The following is a 16,400-nucleotide window of genomic DNA, read 5'->3' on the forward strand; positions in this document are numbered from 1 at the left end:
CGCGGTGTCCGAGAGGCGCCGCGGCCGTACTGTTGAGCAGGCAGATACAGCGAACGTGGAAGGCACAGTGATGGTGGAGATCAAGACCCCCGAGCAGATCGCGAAAATGCGCGAGGCGGGGCTGGTCGTCGCCGCGGTCCATGCGGCCACCCGCGAGGCAGCGGTGCCCGGCGCCACCACCCGAGACCTGGACGAGGTCGCCCGCAAGGTGCTCGCGGAGCACGACGCGAAGTCGAACTTCCTCGGGTACGGCGGTTTCCCCGCGACCATCTGCACCTCGGTCAACGAGGTTGTCGTCCATGGCATCCCGGACGAGAAGACGGTCCTGAAGGACGGCGACATCATCTCGATCGACGCCGGCGCGATCATCGACGGCTGGCACGGGGACGCGGCGTACACCGCGTTCGTGGGGACCGGGCACGCGCCCGAGCTGGTGGAGCTCTCCCGGGTGACCGAGGAGTCCATGTGGGCCGGCCTGGCCGCGATGAAGCTGGGCAACCGGCTGGTGGACATCTCCAGGGCGATCGAGTCCTACATCCGCCGCCAGCCGCGTCCGGCGACGGGCAAGTACGGGATCATCGAGGACTACGGCGGCCACGGCATCGGCACCGAGATGCACATGGACCCGCACCTGCTGAACTACGTCGCCCGCAAGCGCGGCAAGGGCCCCAAGCTGATCCCCGGCTTCTGCCTGGCCATCGAGCCGATGGTGAGCCTCGGCACGGCCCAGACCGACGTCCTTGAGGACAACTGGACGGTCATCACCACGGACGGCACCTGGTCCTCGCACTGGGAGCACTCGGTGGCACTGACCGAAGAGGGCCCGCTGGTGCTGACAGCGGTCGACGGCGGCAAGGCGAAGCTCGCGGAGTACGGCGTGACTACGGCGCCGGATCCGCTGGCCTGAGGGACGGCCGGGCCGGGCCTCAGCCCTCGCCGGACGGAGTCCGGCGCAGCCACGCGAAGCTTGTGAGGCGCCCCCGGGGCGCCGAGCCCGCGAGGGTGGCGTGGAGAAGGGGACGGCGGCAAGGCGAAGCTCGCGGAGTACGGCGTGACTACGGCGCCGGATCCGCTGGCCTGACGGACGGCCGGGCCGGGCCTCAGCCCTCGCCGGACGGAGTCCGGCGCAGCCACGCGAAGCTTGTGAGGCGCCCCCGGGGCGCCGAGCCCGCGAGGGTGGCGTGGAGAAAAGGACCCGCTGGCCTGAGGGGCAAGGGGGCGTAGGGCGTGACATTCGCGCCCGGTCGGCCCCGTGAACCGCTTAATGATCTTGACTGTTGGGCACACATCCCTGATTCGTCTTTTCCAGGGGCCTGACGTAGACTGACTCGTCGGCTCGCGTGTACCCGTATGTCCGCATGCGGAGCGGGAGTCGATCAAGGTAGCCGATTCGAAGGGCGAAGCGTGGCCAAGAAGCAAGGTGCCATCGAGATCGAGGGCACCGTGATCGAGTCCCTCCCGAACGCAATGTTCAAGGTGGAACTGCAGAACGGTCACAAAGTCCTCGCGCACATCTCCGGCAAGATGCGTATGCACTACATCCGCATCCTCCCGGATGACCGGGTCGTCGTGGAGCTTTCTCCGTACGACCTGACGCGTGGCCGGATCGTCTACCGGTACAAGTAGATCTTGCTGCCGTCTCGTGTTTCAGCGAGGCGATGGCACTGACCCGGAGAACCTGACATTTCATGAAGGTCAAGCCGAGCGTCAAGAAGATCTGCGACAAGTGCAAGGTGATCCGCCGTCACGGCCGGGTCATGGTCATCTGCGAAAACCTGCGCCACAAGCAGCGCCAGGGCTGACGCACGACCCCCTGCATCTCGCAGCTCTTCGCGCGACGCAAGCGAAGTAAATGTATATACGCAGAGCCCAGTGCCCCCAGCGGGCGCTGACACCTCCGGCGGAGGCCGGGGACCTGGTCCGTACCACTCCCTTCTGGGGAGCGTCCGGCGGCCACGGAACGGTTCTGCGGAAGACCTCCGAACCAACAGGAGCCATGCATGGCACGCCTCGAAGGCGTTGACCTCCCGCGCGAAAAGCGCATTGAGGTCGCCCTCACCTATGTCTTCGGCATCGGGCGCACGCGGTCTCAGGAGACCCTTGCCGCCACCGGTGTCGACCCCAACGTTCGCGTGCGCGACCTGCCTGAAGAGGACCTGGTCAAGCTCCGCGAGTACGTGGATGTCAACTTCAAGACCGAAGGTGACCTCCGCCGTGAGGTCCAGGCCGACATCCGCCGCAAGGTGGAAATCGGCTGCTACCAGGGTCTGCGTCACCGCCGCGGCCTGCCGGTGCACGGTCAGCGCACCAGCACGAACGCTCGTACCCGCAAGGGTCCGCGTCGTGCCATCGCCGGTAAGAAGAAGCCGGGCAAGAAGTAGTCCTCAGCCGGACGCTTAACCAGCGGTCTTCGCTGTAGGACCGATCACCTCCACGCCAGGAGAAAACATGCCTCCTAAGGGCCGTCAGGGCGCCACCAAGAAGGTGCGCCGCAAGGAAAAGAAGAACGTCGCTCACGGGCACGCCCACATCAAGAGCACGTTCAACAACACCATCGTTTCGATCACCGACCCCTCGGGCAACGTGATCGCCTGGGCCTCCGCCGGCCATGTCGGCTTCAAGGGCTCGCGCAAGTCCACTCCGTTCGCCGCACAGATGGCCGCCGAGTCCGCCGGCCGTCGCGCGCAGGAGCACGGCATGCGCAAGGTCGACGTCTTCGTCAAGGGTCCCGGCTCCGGCCGTGAGACCGCGATCCGCTCCCTCCAGGCCACTGGCCTCGAGGTCGGGTCCATCCAGGACGTCACGCCCACCCCGCACAACGGCTGCCGCCCCCCCAAGCGTCGCCGCGTCTGATCTGGTTGCATTGCGGGCGGTGTGAAGACCGACCTTCTCGTTTCTCGCGTTGCACACGGGCGGTACGACCCCTTTGGGCCGTGCCGCCCGTACCCTTGTAGTAACTGGCATCAAATAGCGGGTGCCAAGACACTGGAGGAATTTCCATGCTGATCGCTCAGCGCCCCTCGCTGACCGAAGAGGTCGTAGACGAGTACCGCTCCCGGTTCGTCATCGAGCCGCTGGAGCCGGGATTCGGTTACACCCTCGGCAACTCTCTGCGTCGTACGCTCCTCTCCTCGATCCCCGGCGCCGCTGTCACCAGCATCCGGGTCGACGGTGTCCTGCACGAGTTCACCACCGTGCCGGGCGTCAAGGAGGATGTGACCGACCTCATCCTCAACATCAAGCAGCTCGTCGTCTCCTCGGAGCACGACGAGCCGGTCGTGATGTACCTGCGCAAGCAGGGTCCCGGCCTGGTCACCGCTGCTGACATCGCCCCGCCGGCCGGCGTCGAGGTCCACAATCCGGACCTCGTTCTCGCGACGCTCAACGGCAAGGGCAAGCTGGAGATGGAGCTGACCGTCGAGCGCGGTCGCGGCTACGTCTCCGCCGTCCAGAACAAGCAGGTCGGTCAGGAGATCGGGCGCATCCCGATCGACTCGATCTACTCGCCGGTGCTCAAGGTCACGTACAAGGTCGAGGCGACCCGTGTCGAGCAGCGCACCGACTTCGACAAGCTGATCGTCGACGTCGAGACCAAGCAGGCCATGCGGCCGCGCGACGCCATGGCGTCCGCCGGTAAGACGCTGGTCGAGCTGTTCGGTCTGGCGCGCGAGCTCAACATCGACGCCGAGGGCATCGACATGGGCCCGTCGCCGACGGACGCGGCGCTCGCCGCCGATCTCGCCCTGCCGATCGAGGAGCTTGAGCTCACCGTTCGGTCGTACAACTGCCTCAAGCGCGAGGGCATCCACTCCGTGGGTGAGCTCGTGGCGCGGTCCGAGGCCGACCTGCTCGACATCCGCAACTTCGGTGCGAAGTCGATCGACGAGGTCAAGGCGAAGCTGGCCGGCATGGGCCTGGCCCTCAAGGACAGCCCGCCCGGATTCGACCCGACCGCCGCCGCCGACGCCTTCGGCGCCGACGACGACGCGGACGCGGGCTTCGTCGAGACCGAGCAGTACTGATCTTCCACGCTTCCGGCGCGCACTAGTTCGTCGGTAACTGACACCGGTACCTGATACGGCCGGTGCAGACATGAAGGAGAAACACCATGCCGAAGCCCGCAAAGGGCGCCCGTCTGGGCGGCAGCGCTGCGCACGAGCGTCACCTTCTCGCGAACCTCGCGAAGGCACTGTTCGAGCACGGTCGCATCACGACGACGGAGGCCAAGGCCCGCCGCCTGCGCCCCGTCGCCGAGCGTCTGATCACCAAGGCGAAGCGTGGAGACATCCACAACCGTCGCCAGGTTCTGCAGACCATCACGGACAAGAGCATCGTGCACACGCTCTTCACCGAGATCGGCCCGCGTTACGAGAACCGCCCCGGTGGTTACACGCGTATCACCAAGGTCGGTAGCCGTCGTGGCGACAACGCTCCCATGGCTGTCATCGAGCTCGTCGAGGCCCTGACCGTGGCGCAGGCCGCCACCGGTGAGGCCGAGGCTGCGACCAAGCGCGCGGTGAAGGAAGACACCCTCAAGAAGGACGAGGCTGTCGAGGACGCCAAGGCTGAGGACACCAAGGTCGAGGACGCCAAGCCGGCCGACGAGGCCGCCGAGGAGTCCAAGTAGTCCTTGGACACTCAGGTGTTCTGAAGACCACTGGGACGGGCCCGCATCACCCTTCGGGGCGGTGCGGGCCCGTTCTGTTTTGAGAGGATTCACTGGTGAGCGATGACGTGGAGCCCGGCTTCGTACGGGTGCGGCTGGATCTTTCGTACGACGGGAAGGACTTCTCGGGCTGGGCGAAGCAGCGGGAACGGCGGACGGTGCAGGGCGAGCTGGAGTCCGCGCTGAGCACCGTCATGCGGCTGGCCGAGCCGGTCTCCCTGACCGTCGCCGGACGTACGGACTCGGGCGTGCACGCGCGCGGCCAGGTCGCGCAGTTCGATGTGGCGGCCGACGTGTGGGAGGAGCACCGCGAGAAGCTGCCCAGGCGGCTCGCGGGTCGCCTCCCGCACGACGTACGGGTGTGGAGGGTGACCGAGGCGCCCGCGGGCTTCAACGCGCGCTTCTCGGCGATCTGGCGGCGTTACGCGTACCGCGTGACGGACCACGTGGGTGGCGTCGATCCGCTGCTGCGCGGTCATGTGCTGTGGCACGACTGGCCGTTGGACGTCGACGCGATGAACGCCGCCGCCGCGCGGCTGCTCGGGGAGCACGACTTCGCGGCGTACTGCAAGAAGCGCGAGGGCGCGACGACCATCCGCACGCTCCAGAAGCTGAGTTGGGAGCGCGGCGCGGACGGGATCATCACGGCGACCGTGCGGGCCGACGCCTTCTGCCACAACATGGTGCGCTCGCTGGTCGGCGCGATGCTGTTCGTCGGCGACGGGCACCGGCCGGTGGAGTGGCCGGGGAAGGTGCTGGCGGCAGGCGTACGGGACTCGGCCGTCCATGTCGTACGCCCACACGGCCTCACCCTGGAGGAAGTCGGTTACCCCGCCGACGAGTTGCTGGCCGCGCGCAGCCGCGAGGCCCGCAACATGCGGTCACTGCCCGACGGGAGCGGTGGCTGCTGCTGACGCCTGGGCGGTTCCCCGCCGGTGGATCTGACGGAAGGTGAACTCGGCGACGTCGTCACCGGTCGTGAAGACTTCCTTGTCCGCCTTGGTGACGTTCTTGCCGTTGGTGAAGCCGCCCACGGTGAAGTAGGCGTACCGGCCGTACGCGTTGGTGGTCCTGCGGCAGACCGAGCCGCCCCGGCAGAAGGTGGGGACACCGGAGCCGGGGAGGGAGGCGAGGCCGCCGCTCGCCTGCTGCTTGGCCTTCTGGGCCTGCGCCTCGGTGTCGAAGACCGCCACGCCGACGGTGACGGCGACGCCGTCACCGCTGTAGGTCGCGCGGATGACCTGGTCGCAGCCGTTGCCCGCGAGTACGGAGCCGAGTGCGCCCTGGGTGGCCGCCGCGCAGCTCGTGGTGCGGTTCGTGGCGCCCTGGGCGTAGACGCGGTTGTTCGCCATCGTCAGCTTCTCGCCGGGGAAGAGGGTGCCGGCGCTGAGCGGTGCCTTGTCCTTCTTCGCGCTGGAGATGAAGTCCTTGGGGTTCGGCGGGGGCGGCGGTGCCTGCGAGGAGAAGGACGGGCCGGGCTCGGCGGTCTCCGTGGGCAGGGTCTCGGGGCTGGGCAGGCTGCTCGCCGAGTTGCTGTTGTCGGTGGAGCCGTTGCCCGCCGAGACCACCGCTGTCGCGACGATCGCGCCGACGACCGCCGTCGCGAGGACCCCGCCGCCGATGTACATCCACCTCTTGCGCCGGGCGCGCGCGGCCGACGCGTCGGCCAGTGCCGCCCAGTCCGGGGTGTCGTCCGTGGTCCGCGACGCGTACGGATCGGGTCGCTGCCCCCCGGGGCCTCCCCAGGACGGTCCCCCTTGCCCAAAACTCACTGACCTTCACCCCGCCGTGTCGTGCCGCCCTGTGCTGTGCCCGCGTCCCCCGGGACGGCACAGCGATCGTGCGCATCCTAATCCGGTTGGGCGATGGGCCGGTCGGCGGTCAGAATGCGGAGCATGGGACATCTTGAGGCTGCGCATCTGGAGTACTACCTCCCCGACGGGCGGGTGCTGCTCGGCGACGCCTCGTTCCGGGTGGGCGAGGGCGCGGTGGTCGCCCTGGTGGGCGCGAACGGCGCCGGCAAGACAACCCTGCTGCGGATGATCGCGGGGGAGCTCCAGCCGCACGGCGGCTCGGTGTCGGTGAGCGGCGGGCTCGGCGTGATGTCGCAGTTCGTCGGGTCGGTGCGCGACGAGCGGACCGTACGGGACCTGCTGGTCTCGGTCGCACAGCCGCGGATCCGGGCAGCCGCCGCCGCGGTCGACGCGGCCGAGCACGCGATGATGACGCGGGACGACGAGGCCGCGCAGATGGCGTACGCGCAGGCGCTCAGCGACTGGGCCGAGGCGCACGGCTACGAGGCCGAGACGGTCTGGGACATGTGCACCATGGCCGGGCTCGGGGTGCCGTACGAGCAGGCCCAGTGGCGTGAGGTGCGGACGCTGTCCGGCGGTGAGCAGAAGCGGCTCGTCCTTGAGGCGCTGCTGCGCGGACCCGACGAGGTGCTGCTGCTCGACGAGCCCGACAACTATCTGGACGTGCCGGGCAAGCGGTGGCTGGAGGGGCAGCTGAAGGAGACCCGCAAGACGGTTCTCTTCGTCTCCCACGACCGGGAGCTGCTGGCCCGGGCCGCCGAGAAGATCGTGAGCCTGGAGCCGGGGCCCGCCGGTACGGACGTGTGGGTGCACGGCGCCGGGTTCGGCACGTACCACCAGGCGCGCAAGGAGCGGTTCGCGCGGTTCGAAGAGCTCAAGCGGCGCTGGGAAGAGGAGCACGCCCGGCTGAAGGCGCTGGTGCTGCGGCTGCGGAACCAGGCGGCGATCAGTCCCGACATGGCCTCGCGCTACAAGGCGATGCAGACCCGCTTCAAGCGGTTCGAGGACGCGGGGCCGCCGCCCGAGCCGCCGCGCGAGCAGGAGATCAGGATGCGGCTGCGGGGCGGTCGTACCGGGGTGCGGGCGGTTACCTGCGAGGGGCTTGAGCTCGTCGGTCTGATGAAGCCGTTCGACCTGGAGGTCTACTACGGGGAGCGCGTCGCCGTACTGGGGTCGAACGGCTCGGGGAAGTCGCACTTCCTGCGGCTCCTCGCGGGCGAGGACGTGCGGCACAAGGGGGTGTGGAAGCTGGGCGCGCGGGTCCTGCCCGGGCACTTCGCGCAGACGCACGCGCATCCGGAGCTGCTGGGGCGCACGCTCGTCGACATCCTGTGGACGGAGCACGCGAAGGACCGGGGCGGTGCGATGTCGGTGCTGCGGCGCTACGAGCTGGAGCGCCAGGGCGACCAGCCCTTCGAGAAGCTCTCGGGCGGGCAGCAGGCGCGCTTCCAGATCCTGCTCCTGGAGCTTGAGGGCACCACGGCGCTGCTGCTGGACGAGCCGACGGACAACCTGGACCTCGAGTCGGCGGAGGCCCTCCAGGAGGGCCTTGAGGCGTACGACGGGACTGTGCTGGCCGTCACCCACGACCGGTGGTTCGCGAAGGCCTTCGACCGGTACCTGGTGTTCGGGTCGGACGGGGTCGTGCGGGAGACCACGGAGCCGGTGTGGGACGAGCGACGGGTGGACCGGGCGCGGTAATGGCGGCCCGCGCGGCGCCGCGCGGGCCGCCGTCCGGTGGGGCGCGAGAGGCACCTGAGGCGCCGCCCGGGGGTGCGTTTTGACCCGTACGGGTGGCGCAGGTAAGCTTCCAGTTCGTTATGCGTATTGGCTTGGTCGTTCTCACGCGAGGGGCCCTTACGCCGGCCGACCGGATCGATGACCAGCGGCATGCAGACGGGTTGCGTCCCCGAATGCGGCCAAGGCTGTCGTGATCGTCCGGGCGACCTGTCAGGACCCGTCCCCATGCTCTTCACCGAGCCGGGGATCCTCACTCTGAAGAAGCGAAGGCTACGACCGTGCGTACGTACAGCCCCAAGCCCGGCGATGTCACGCGCCAGTGGCACATCATCGACGCGCAGGACATCGTCCTGGGCCGTCTGGCGACGACCGCCGCCATCCTCCTGCGGGGCAAGCACAAGGCGATCTACGCCCCGCACATGGACATGGGCGACTTCGTCGTCATCATCAACGCCGAGAAGATCCACCTCTCCGGCAACAAGAAGACCCAGAAGATGGCTTACCGCCACTCCGGTTACCCGGGCGGTCTGCGTTCTGTCCGCTATGACGAGCTCATGGCGAAGAACCCCGAGAAGGCCGTAGAGAAGGCCATCAAGGGCATGATCCCCAAGAACACCCTGGGTCGCCAGGTGCTCTCGAAGCTGAAGATCTACGCGGGCGACCAGCACCCGCACGCTGCTCAGCAGCCGGTTCCGTACGAGATCACCCAGGTCGCGCAGTAGTTCCGGCCACACCCCCTAAGACGTAAAGAAATCTGAGGAGCATCGTGGCCGAGTCCACTGTTGAGACCCCCGCCGAGGGCACCGAGCCCGAGGCCGAAGAGACCTTCGCCGAGGTCACCACCTTCGAGTCCGAGGTGCCGGTCGACGGCGAGTACACCAGCGAGTCGATGGCGGGCCGCTTCGGCGACCCGCAGCCGGCCGCAGGTCTGGGCCGTCGTAAGAACGCCATTGCCCGCGTCCGGATCGTTCCGGGCACCGGCAAGTGGAAGATCAACGGTCGCACCCTTGAGGGTTACTTCCCGAACAAGGTGCACCAGCAGGCAGTCAACGAGCCCTTCAAGGTGCTCGAGCTCGACAACCGCTACGACGTTGTCGCCCGCATCTCGGGTGGCGGCGTTTCCGGTCAGGCCGGCGCCCTGCGCCTCGGCGTGGCCCGCTCGCTGAACGAGGCGGACGTGGACAACAACCGCGCCCCGCTGAAGAAGGCCGGATTCCTCTGCCGTGACGACCGTGCGGTCGAGCGCAAGAAGGCCGGTCTCAAGAAGGCCCGTAAGGCCCCGCAGTACAGCAAGCGCTAATCCGTTTGCTCGACTTGCTCGGCTGATCAAGACGTTTCGCCCCGGCGGCACATTTCGTGCTGCCGGGGCGTTCGTATATCGGCATGCCCGGCGTACAACGGTGTTGGGCACCCAAGAGACCTTTTTTCGGAGCTTTTCGGAGGACACCAGTGGGACGACTCTTCGGCACGGACGGTGTGCGCGGCGTCGCCAACGCGGACCTGACAGCTGAGCTCGCGCTCGGTCTGTCGGTCGCTGCGGCGCATGTACTCGCCGAGGTGGGCACGTTCGAGGGCCATCGGCCGACAGCAGTGGTCGGGCGTGACCCCCGTGCATCCGGGGAGTTCCTGGAGGCCGCCGTCGTGGCGGGCCTCGCGAGCGCGGGCGTGGACGTCCTGCGCGTCGGCGTGCTGCCCACACCCGGGGTCGCGTACCTCACCGGTGTGCTCGGCGCGGACCTCGGCGTGATGCTCTCCGCCAGCCACAACGCGATGCCGGACAACGGCATCAAGTTCTTCGCGCGCGGCGGTCACAAGCTCGCCGACGAGCTGGAGATCCGCATCGAGTCGCTGTACGTGGAGCACACCACCGGCGCTCCCTGGGCGCGGCCGACCGGGGCCGGCGTCGGCCGGGTGACGGACTACGCGTCCGGCTTCGACCAGTACATCGCGCACCTGATCGGCGTTCTGCCGAACCGGCTCGACGGCCTGAAGGTCGTCCTCGACGAGGCGCACGGTGCGGCTTCCCGTGTCTCGCCCGAGGCCTTCGCGCGGGCCGGCGCGGAGATCGTCACCATCGGTGCCGATCCGAACGGCCTCAACATCAACGACGGCTGCGGCTCCACGCACCTGGGGCTGCTCCAGGCCGCCGTGGTCGAGCACGGCGCGGACCTCGGCATCGCGCACGACGGCGACGCCGACCGCTGCCTCGCGGTGGACGCGGCGGGCAACGAGATCGACGGCGACCAGATCCTGGCCGTACTGGCGCTCTCCATGCGAGAGGCCGGACAGCTGCGCAAGGACACCGTCGTCGGCACCGTCATGTCGAACCTCGGTTTCAAGATCGCGATGGAGCGCGAGGGCATCGCGCTCGTGCAGACCGCTGTCGGCGACCGTTACGTACTGGAGTCGATGAAGGCCGAGGGATACGCGCTGGGCGGCGAGCAGTCCGGGCACGTGATCGTCCTGGACCACGCGACGACCGGTGACGGCACGCTGACCGGCCTGATGCTGGCCGCGAGGATCGCCGCGACGGGTCGTACGCTGGCCGATCTCGCCGGTGTCATGACGCGGCTGCCGCAGATCCTCATCAACGTCCCCGACGTCGACAAGTCGCGCGTGAACACCTCCGCCGAGCTGGCGGCCGCGGTCGCCGACGCCGAGCGGGAGCTGGGCGCCACGGGCCGGGTCCTGCTGCGGTCGTCGGGCACCGAGCCGCTGGTGCGGGTCATGGTCGAGGCGGCCGACATCGAGCAGGCGAAGGCGGTGGCCGGCCGGCTGGCCGACGTCGTGAAGTCGGCGCTCGGCTAGGAGTGTCCTGAAGATCTTGAAATCACGCCCGTATTGCACCAGTTCGACGGGATTGACATTTACTGGCAATCCGGGGTGATCCGGGCGGCCGGAGCAAGATCTTCATCGGCCTTCCATGGGGTGTCCGGCGGATCTCCGTGGGTGGAGGAGCGGGGTCTGGTGGGTGGAGCCGCGAGGGCGGAGGAGGGGGTCGACGCGGAGCGTCGGCGACCGACGACAATGCCGCGGATGTGCGTGCCGGACCCCGCTCCTCCACGGAGATCGGCGGACACCCCTTAAATCGTCTTCCGCGCGGTGCGCTCGCGCTGCTTGGACCAGAAGTACTTCTGGACGAGCAGTGTGAGGGTGCCCGCGACAACAATGCCCAGCAGGTTCAGCAGGAGCTGCTTGGACGAGCCCCAGGTCTGGCCCAGGTCCCCGTAGCTGAGGGCGACCGCCGCGTTGGCCGCGGCGGGCACCGTCGTCACCGAGATGGCGACGCCGACCAGGGCGCCGGACTTGGCCGAGGTCAGCGACAGCATGCCGGCCGCGCCCGCCAGTACGGCGACCACGAACGAGAACCAGTCCGGGGCGTACACGAAGCCCGTGTTGGGCCGCTCGCCGTCCAGCTTCGCCTCGGTGAACAGACCGACGGCGTCCATGAAGAAGCTGAACACGACCGTCACCGCCATCGCCGCCGCGAAGCCCGCGATCAGCGCGACCAGCGAGCGCAGGGCCAGCCGGGGGGCGCGCCGCACGAGCGCCGTGCAGAAACCGGCGAGCGGGCCGAACTCCGGGCCGACCGCCATAGCGCCCACCACCAGGATCGCGTTGTCGAGCACCACACCGCAGGCCGCGATCATCGTCGCCAGCGCCAGGAACGCGAGGTAGGTGGCGCTGAGGGTGGACTCCTCGTGGGTCGCGTCCGCCAGGTGCTCCCACAGCACGGCGTCCGCGCCCTCGCCCGGCGCGTCCTCCTCGGCCCGGTCCGCGCGGGCCGACAGCGACAGGTCGATGTTCTCCACGGCGATCGAGCCGGACTCGGCGATGCCGATCTCGCGCAGGGCGCCGATGAGCTCGTCCCCGGCCTCGCGGGCGACGTCGCACATCACCAGGTCGCCCTGCGGGTCGCGCGACGCGCCGGGGATCACGGCGAGGTGGGTCGCGCCGACGGTCGACTCGAGGAGGCCGACGACCTCCTCGGTGCGGTCGGCCGGGATCATCAGTCGCAGGTGCAGCACGCGCGGGCTCCCGGTTCGGGGGTGGGCTTGGGGATTCTTCAGAGCTTGCGCAGGGACAGCCGCTGGACCTTGTGGTCGGGGCCCTTGCGCAGCACCAGGGTGGCACGGCCGCGGGTGGGGGCCACGTTCTGCACCAGGTTCGGCTTGTTGATGGTGCGCCAGGTCGTGCGGGCGTACTCCATCGCCTCGCCCTCGGATACCTGGGTGTACTTCCTGAAGTACGAGAACGGGTTCTGGAAGGCCGTCGCGCGCAGTTTGCGGAAGCGGTTGAGGTACCACTGTTCGATGTCCTCGGGGCGCGCGTCGACGTACACACTGAAGTCGAAGTAGTCCGCGAGACCGACCCGGGTGCGGCCGTCCTTGCCGGGGAGGGCGGGCTGCAGGACATTCAGGCCCTCGACGATCAGGATGTCGGGGCGGCGGACGGTGAGGCGCTCGCCCGGCACGATGTCGTACTTCAGGTGCGAGTAGACGGGCGCGGTGACCTCGTCCTTGCCCGCCTTGATGTCGGCGACGAAGCGGGTCAGGGCGCGTCGGTCGTACGACTCGGGGAAGCCCTTGCGGGCCATCAGGCCGCGCCGCTCCAGCTCCTCCATCGGGAGGAGGAAGCCGTCGGTGGTGACCAGCTCCACGCGCGGGTGCTCCGGCCAGCGGGCGAGCAGTGCCTGGAGGAGTCGGGCCACGGTGGACTTGCCGACGGCGACGCTGCCGGCGACCCCTATGACGAACGGGGTGCCGCGTTGCGAACCGTGCCCGTTGCCCGCGTCGCCGAGGAAGGTGTTGAGGGCGCCGCGCAGGCCCGAGGTGGCCTGCACGTAGAGGTTGAGCAGGCGGGACAGCGGGAGGTAGACGTCCCGCACCTCGTCCAGGTCGATGACGTCGCCGAGCCCGCGCAGCCGCTCCAGCTCCTCCGCGGTCAGCGGGAGCGGGGTCTTCTCGCGCAGGGCGCTCCACTCCGCCCGGCTGAGGTCCAGATAGGGGGAGGCATCCGCCCGGCGGGGGGTGTTGCGTGGCGCCGAAGTGATCACAGGAACATTGTCGGGGGTACGGGGCCGGAGTGGGTGGTGTGCTCGGTCACGTGGGGGAAGGCCGTGCGTGGAGGGTGCGGGCGAAGGTTGTAGGGGAACGCGTCTCGATTGGATGCCTCTGGGATGTCGTGAGCGTCACGATCTCGCAGGCGCGGAAAATTCGTTGATCATCGGGCGGGTCCAGGCCTTAGATTCAGGGCTCGCAACGATTTCCGCGTGTCACCGGTCGAGTGAACTTCGCGCGGGGGGAACGTTGTTCACCGATCCGGACTGACTCAGAGGGAAAATTTTCGATGCGTCGCACCATTGCCCGTCGTACCGCCGTTGCCGTCTCCGCGCTCTCGCTGACCCTGCTGGTCGGCGCCTGCGGGGCCGACAAGGCCAAGGACGACGCTGCCGCCGGGGACAAGGGCAAGAACGGCGGATCCGCCGCGAAGGCCCTCTCGGCGGCCGAGCTGGACAAGATCATCCTGGCCGAGAAGGACCTGACGGCCGAGCACAAGATCACCAAGGCCACCAAGGTGGACCAGGTCGCGGGCAAGCGGGCCGGCACGGACAAGGCCGAGTGCGAGCCGTTCATCGACGTCCTGGCGTTCCGGCCGATGGGCACTCCCGGCGCGACCGCGCAGCGGAAGCTCGTGCCGATGCCGGCCAAGGCGGCCAAGGACGCCACGCCCGAGGAGAAGATGAAGGCGGCCATGGACGTCCTCAAGGGGACGATCACCAGCGACACGATCGGCTCGTACGACGGCAAGGGCGCCGAAGAGGCCTTCGCCGCGCTGCGCTCCGCGGGCGAGGCGTGCGCCGGTGGCTTCATCCTGTCCGACGGCACGGACATGGCGAACAAGGACAACACCAAGTTCACCAAGGTCGCCGCGGGCCCCGCCTACACCGGTGGGGACGAGGCGCTGACCTACACCCTGTCGTTCGACATGGAGGGTGAGAGCGGCAAGGAGACCGGCTCCCACCAGGTGGTCGCGGTGCGCAAGGGCAACACCCTCGCGGCCTTCGGCGTGCTGGGCCTCACCGGCAAGGCGGAGTTCCCCAAGGCGATCATCGACGCGCAGGTGGCGAAGCTCGGCTGAGACCGCGCGCGTTGAACCCGACCCCGTCCCGGCGCCTCCGCCGGGGCGGGGTCGCGTCTTGTCCGGGTCCCCGGCGGGGAGCGGGCCGCGTCGTAGGCTGCCGGGATGAATCGGGCCAGTTCCATGACGATTGAGTGAGCGCGTGATTATTGGGGTCGGCATTGATGTGGCCGAGATCGAACGGTTCCGGGCGTCCATGGAGCGCACGCCGCAGTTGGCGCAGCGGCTGTTCGTGGAGGCGGAGTTGACGCTGCCGAGCGGTGAGCGGCGCGGCATCGCCTCGCTCGCCGCCCGGTTCGCGGCGAAGGAGGCCCTGGCGAAGGCACTGGGCGCGCCGGCCGGGCTGCACTGGACGGACGCGGAGGTGTACGTCGAGGACAGCGGGCAGCCGCGGCTTCGGGTGTGGGGGACGGTGGCGGCTCGGGCGGACGCGCTCGGGGTGCGGTCGTGGCATGTGTCGCTCAGCCATGACGCGGGGGTGGCTTCCGCGGTGGTGATCGCTGAGGGGTGAGCGAGCGGGTACGGGGGTGGTTGGACCGTGGGCCGTTGAAGGGCGAGTTGTCGAGGTGAGTTTCTGATGCGTCGTGCGTACAGCGTGGAGACCGTACGGAGTGCCGAGCGCGAGCTGATGGCGCGGCTTCCGGAGGGCGCCCTCATGCAGCGGGCCGCCGCCGGGCTCGCCGCGGCCTGCGCGGGGCTGCTGGGGCGGGTGTACGGGGCCAGGGTCGTGCTGCTCGTGGGAAGCGGTGACAACGGCGGCGACGCGCTGTACGCGGGGGCGCGGCTCGCGCGGCGCGGGGCGGGGGTGGCTGCGGTGCTGCTCGCCCCAGACCGGGCGCACGCGGGCGGCCTCGCGGCGCTGCAGGCCGCCGGGGGGCGGGTGCCCGGTGATCCGTACGCCGTCCTCGCGCGCGCCGACCTCGTCGTGGACGGCATCACCGGGATCGGCGGGCGGGGCGGGCTGCGCGAGGACGCGGTGGCGCTGGTGCGGGCCGCGCAGGCCGCGCGGGATTCGGGCGCGGTGCTGGTCGCCGTCGACCTGCCGAGCGGGGTCGAGGCGGACACCGGGCAGGTGCGGGGCGCGTGTGTGCGGGCCGACGCGACGGTCACTTTCGGTACGTACAAGCCGGGGCTGCTGATCGACCCGGCGCGGGAGTACGCGGGCGCCACCCATCTGGTCGACCTCGGGCTCGATCTGCCGGTCGAGGCCGATGTGGAGGCGTTGCAGCACGCGGATGTGGCGGCGCTGTTGCCGGCGCCTGGTGCGGAGAGCGACAAGTACCGGCGCGGTGTCGTCGGTGTGGTGGCCGGGTCGGCCCGGTATCCCGGTGCGGCGGTGCTCGCGGTGGCCGGGGCGCTGCGGGGCGGGGCCGGGGCCGTGCGGTACGTGGGGCCGGGCGGGGACGCGGTGATCGCCCGCTACCCCGAGGTGCTGGTGCACGCGGGGCCGCCGGGGAAGGCGGGGCGGGTCCAGGCATGGGTCGTGGGGCCCGGGCTCGGTGACAACGCGGAGGGCGTCGTCGCAGATGTGCTGGCGTCCGACGTGCCGGTCCTGGTGGACGCGGACGGGCTGCGCCCGCTGGACCCCGCGACGCTGCGGGCCCGCAGCGCGCCGACGCTGCTCACCCCGCACGCGGGGGAGGCGGCGGCGCTGCTCGGCGTGGCCCGCGATGAGGTGGAGTCGGCGCGGCTGGTGTCGGTGCGGGAACTGGCCGCGATGTACGGGGCGACGGTGCTGCTCAAGGGCTCCACGACGCTGGTGGCTCCGGCGGGCGGCGCGGGGGGCGCGCCGGTCCGGGTGAACCCGACGGGGACGCCATGGCTGGCGACTGCAGGCAGCGGTGACGTCCTGTCGGGCCTCGCGGGTGCGTTGCTGGCGGCGGGCCTGGACGCGGTGGACGCGGCGTCGGCGGCGGCGTACCTGCACGGCCTGGCGGGACGCGGGGCGGCATCCGGAGCGCCGGTGGCCGCGCACGATGTCGCGGCGGCGTTGCCGGGGGTGTGGCGGGGGCTGGTGGGTTGAGGGGGCGGTTTGGGTA

At 69.7% G+C, this 16,400-nt stretch carries 18 protein-coding genes; 15 read left to right on the forward strand and 3 right to left on the reverse strand.

What is annotated here, in order from left to right; translation table 11 throughout:
* Positions 1-70: 70 nt before the first annotated feature.
* The 8 genes from map to truA all read left to right on the forward strand — a co-directional run bounded on the left by map (position 71) and on the right by truA (position 5,580).
* Positions 71-907 (forward strand): type I methionyl aminopeptidase, encoded by an 837-nt coding sequence (gene map / locus QMK30_RS27740; RefSeq protein WP_283521084.1) that lies wholly within the window; start codon positions 71-73, stop codon positions 905-907.
* A gap of 497 nt (positions 908-1,404) precedes the next feature.
* Complete coding sequence (gene infA, locus QMK30_RS27745) at positions 1,405-1,626, forward strand: translation initiation factor IF-1 (RefSeq protein WP_003956442.1); 222 nt, start codon at positions 1,405-1,407, stop codon at positions 1,624-1,626.
* A gap of 62 nt (positions 1,627-1,688) precedes the next feature.
* A complete protein-coding gene (gene rpmJ / locus QMK30_RS27750; RefSeq protein WP_009740505.1) occupies positions 1,689-1,802 on the forward strand; it encodes a 50S ribosomal protein L36 in 114 nt (37 codons plus the stop codon).
* A 198-nt stretch (positions 1,803-2,000) separates the two neighbouring features.
* A complete protein-coding gene (rpsM, locus tag QMK30_RS27755; RefSeq protein WP_283521068.1) occupies positions 2,001-2,381 on the forward strand; it encodes a 30S ribosomal protein S13 in 381 nt (126 codons plus the stop codon).
* Positions 2,382-2,448: 67 nt separating this feature from the next.
* Complete coding sequence (gene rpsK, locus QMK30_RS27760) at positions 2,449-2,853, forward strand: 30S ribosomal protein S11 (protein ID WP_283521069.1); 405 nt, start codon at positions 2,449-2,451, stop codon at positions 2,851-2,853.
* A 146-nt stretch (positions 2,854-2,999) separates the two neighbouring features.
* A complete protein-coding gene (locus QMK30_RS27765) occupies positions 3,000-4,022 on the forward strand; it encodes a DNA-directed RNA polymerase subunit alpha (RefSeq protein WP_283521070.1) in 1,023 nt (340 codons plus the stop codon).
* Positions 4,023-4,108: 86 nt separating this feature from the next.
* On the forward strand, positions 4,109-4,627 hold the full coding sequence (gene rplQ / locus QMK30_RS27770) for a 50S ribosomal protein L17 (RefSeq protein WP_283521071.1): 519 nt from the start codon (positions 4,109-4,111) through the stop codon (positions 4,625-4,627).
* Positions 4,628-4,722: 95 nt separating this feature from the next.
* Positions 4,723-5,580: a tRNA pseudouridine(38-40) synthase TruA gene (gene truA, locus QMK30_RS27775; RefSeq protein ID WP_283521072.1), complete on the forward strand. Its 858-nt coding sequence runs from the start codon at positions 4,723-4,725 to the stop codon at positions 5,578-5,580.
* Here truA and QMK30_RS27780 read toward each other — a convergent pair.
* Positions 5,548-6,438 (reverse strand): hypothetical protein, encoded by an 891-nt coding sequence (locus QMK30_RS27780; RefSeq protein ID WP_283521073.1) that lies wholly within the window; start codon positions 6,436-6,438, stop codon positions 5,548-5,550. The genes truA and QMK30_RS27780 overlap by 33 nt on opposite strands.
* Before the next feature lie 123 nt (positions 6,439-6,561).
* On the opposite strand from QMK30_RS27780, the gene QMK30_RS27785 reads away from it, so the two are divergent.
* The 4 genes from QMK30_RS27785 to glmM all read left to right on the forward strand — a co-directional run bounded on the left by QMK30_RS27785 (position 6,562) and on the right by glmM (position 11,028).
* Entirely contained in the window at positions 6,562-8,181 is a 1,620-nt protein-coding gene (locus QMK30_RS27785; RefSeq protein ID WP_283521074.1) for an ABC-F family ATP-binding cassette domain-containing protein, read from the forward strand.
* Positions 8,182-8,498: 317 nt separating this feature from the next.
* Entirely contained in the window at positions 8,499-8,942 is a 444-nt protein-coding gene (gene rplM, locus QMK30_RS27790; protein WP_283521075.1) for a 50S ribosomal protein L13, read from the forward strand.
* A gap of 44 nt (positions 8,943-8,986) precedes the next feature.
* The gene (gene rpsI / locus QMK30_RS27795) at positions 8,987-9,520 is read left to right on the forward strand and encodes a 30S ribosomal protein S9 (protein ID WP_283521076.1); all 534 of its coding nucleotides are present in this window, start codon (positions 8,987-8,989) and stop codon (positions 9,518-9,520) included.
* 149 nt (positions 9,521-9,669) lie between these two features.
* Entirely contained in the window at positions 9,670-11,028 is a 1,359-nt protein-coding gene (gene glmM / locus QMK30_RS27800; protein ID WP_283521077.1) for a phosphoglucosamine mutase, read from the forward strand.
* A gap of 275 nt (positions 11,029-11,303) precedes the next feature.
* Here glmM and QMK30_RS27805 read toward each other — a convergent pair whose 3' ends face one another.
* The gene (locus QMK30_RS27805; protein ID WP_283521078.1) at positions 11,304-12,248 is read right to left on the reverse strand and encodes a DUF389 domain-containing protein; all 945 of its coding nucleotides are present in this window, start codon (positions 12,246-12,248) and stop codon (positions 11,304-11,306) included.
* A 38-nt stretch (positions 12,249-12,286) separates the two neighbouring features.
* A complete protein-coding gene (gene coaA / locus QMK30_RS27810; RefSeq protein ID WP_283521079.1) occupies positions 12,287-13,276 on the reverse strand; it encodes a type I pantothenate kinase in 990 nt (329 codons plus the stop codon).
* Between the two features lie 293 nt (positions 13,277-13,569).
* Between coaA and QMK30_RS27815 the strand changes: the two genes are divergently transcribed.
* From QMK30_RS27815 to QMK30_RS27825, 3 genes are all read left to right on the forward strand, one after another.
* Positions 13,570-14,361, forward strand: coding sequence for a hypothetical protein (locus QMK30_RS27815; protein WP_283521080.1), 792 nt, complete (start codon positions 13,570-13,572; stop codon positions 14,359-14,361).
* 142 nt (positions 14,362-14,503) lie between these two features.
* On the forward strand, positions 14,504-14,872 hold the full coding sequence (locus tag QMK30_RS27820) for a holo-ACP synthase (protein WP_283521081.1): 369 nt from the start codon (positions 14,504-14,506) through the stop codon (positions 14,870-14,872).
* Between the two features lie 66 nt (positions 14,873-14,938).
* The gene (locus QMK30_RS27825) at positions 14,939-16,384 is read left to right on the forward strand and encodes an NAD(P)H-hydrate dehydratase (RefSeq protein WP_283521082.1); all 1,446 of its coding nucleotides are present in this window, start codon (positions 14,939-14,941) and stop codon (positions 16,382-16,384) included.
* Positions 16,385-16,400 lie beyond the last annotated feature (16 nt).

Origin of the sequence: Streptomyces sp. H27-C3, from assembly GCF_030063415.1 — a bacterium.
Lineage (GTDB): Bacteria > Actinomycetota > Actinomycetes > Streptomycetales > Streptomycetaceae > Streptomyces.

Excerpts from the sequence above, each read along its gene's own strand:
- map (WP_283521084.1), top strand. The coding sequence starts at position 71 with ATGGTGGAGATCAAGACCCCCGAGCAGATCGCGAAAATGCGCGAGGCG.
- rpmJ (WP_009740505.1), top strand. The coding sequence starts at position 1,689 with ATGAAGGTCAAGCCGAGCGTCAAGAAGATCTGCGACAAGTGCAAGGTG.
- rpsM (WP_283521068.1), top strand. The coding sequence starts at position 2,001 with ATGGCACGCCTCGAAGGCGTTGACCTCCCGCGCGAAAAGCGCATTGAG.
- rpsK (WP_283521069.1), top strand. The coding sequence starts at position 2,449 with ATGCCTCCTAAGGGCCGTCAGGGCGCCACCAAGAAGGTGCGCCGCAAG.
- QMK30_RS27765 (WP_283521070.1), top strand. The coding sequence starts at position 3,000 with ATGCTGATCGCTCAGCGCCCCTCGCTGACCGAAGAGGTCGTAGACGAG.
- rplQ (WP_283521071.1), top strand. The coding sequence starts at position 4,109 with ATGCCGAAGCCCGCAAAGGGCGCCCGTCTGGGCGGCAGCGCTGCGCAC.
- QMK30_RS27785 (WP_283521074.1), top strand. The coding sequence starts at position 6,562 with ATGGGACATCTTGAGGCTGCGCATCTGGAGTACTACCTCCCCGACGGG.
- QMK30_RS27815 (WP_283521080.1), top strand. The coding sequence starts at position 13,570 with ATGCGTCGCACCATTGCCCGTCGTACCGCCGTTGCCGTCTCCGCGCTC.
- QMK30_RS27825 (WP_283521082.1), top strand. The coding sequence starts at position 14,939 with ATGCGTCGTGCGTACAGCGTGGAGACCGTACGGAGTGCCGAGCGCGAG.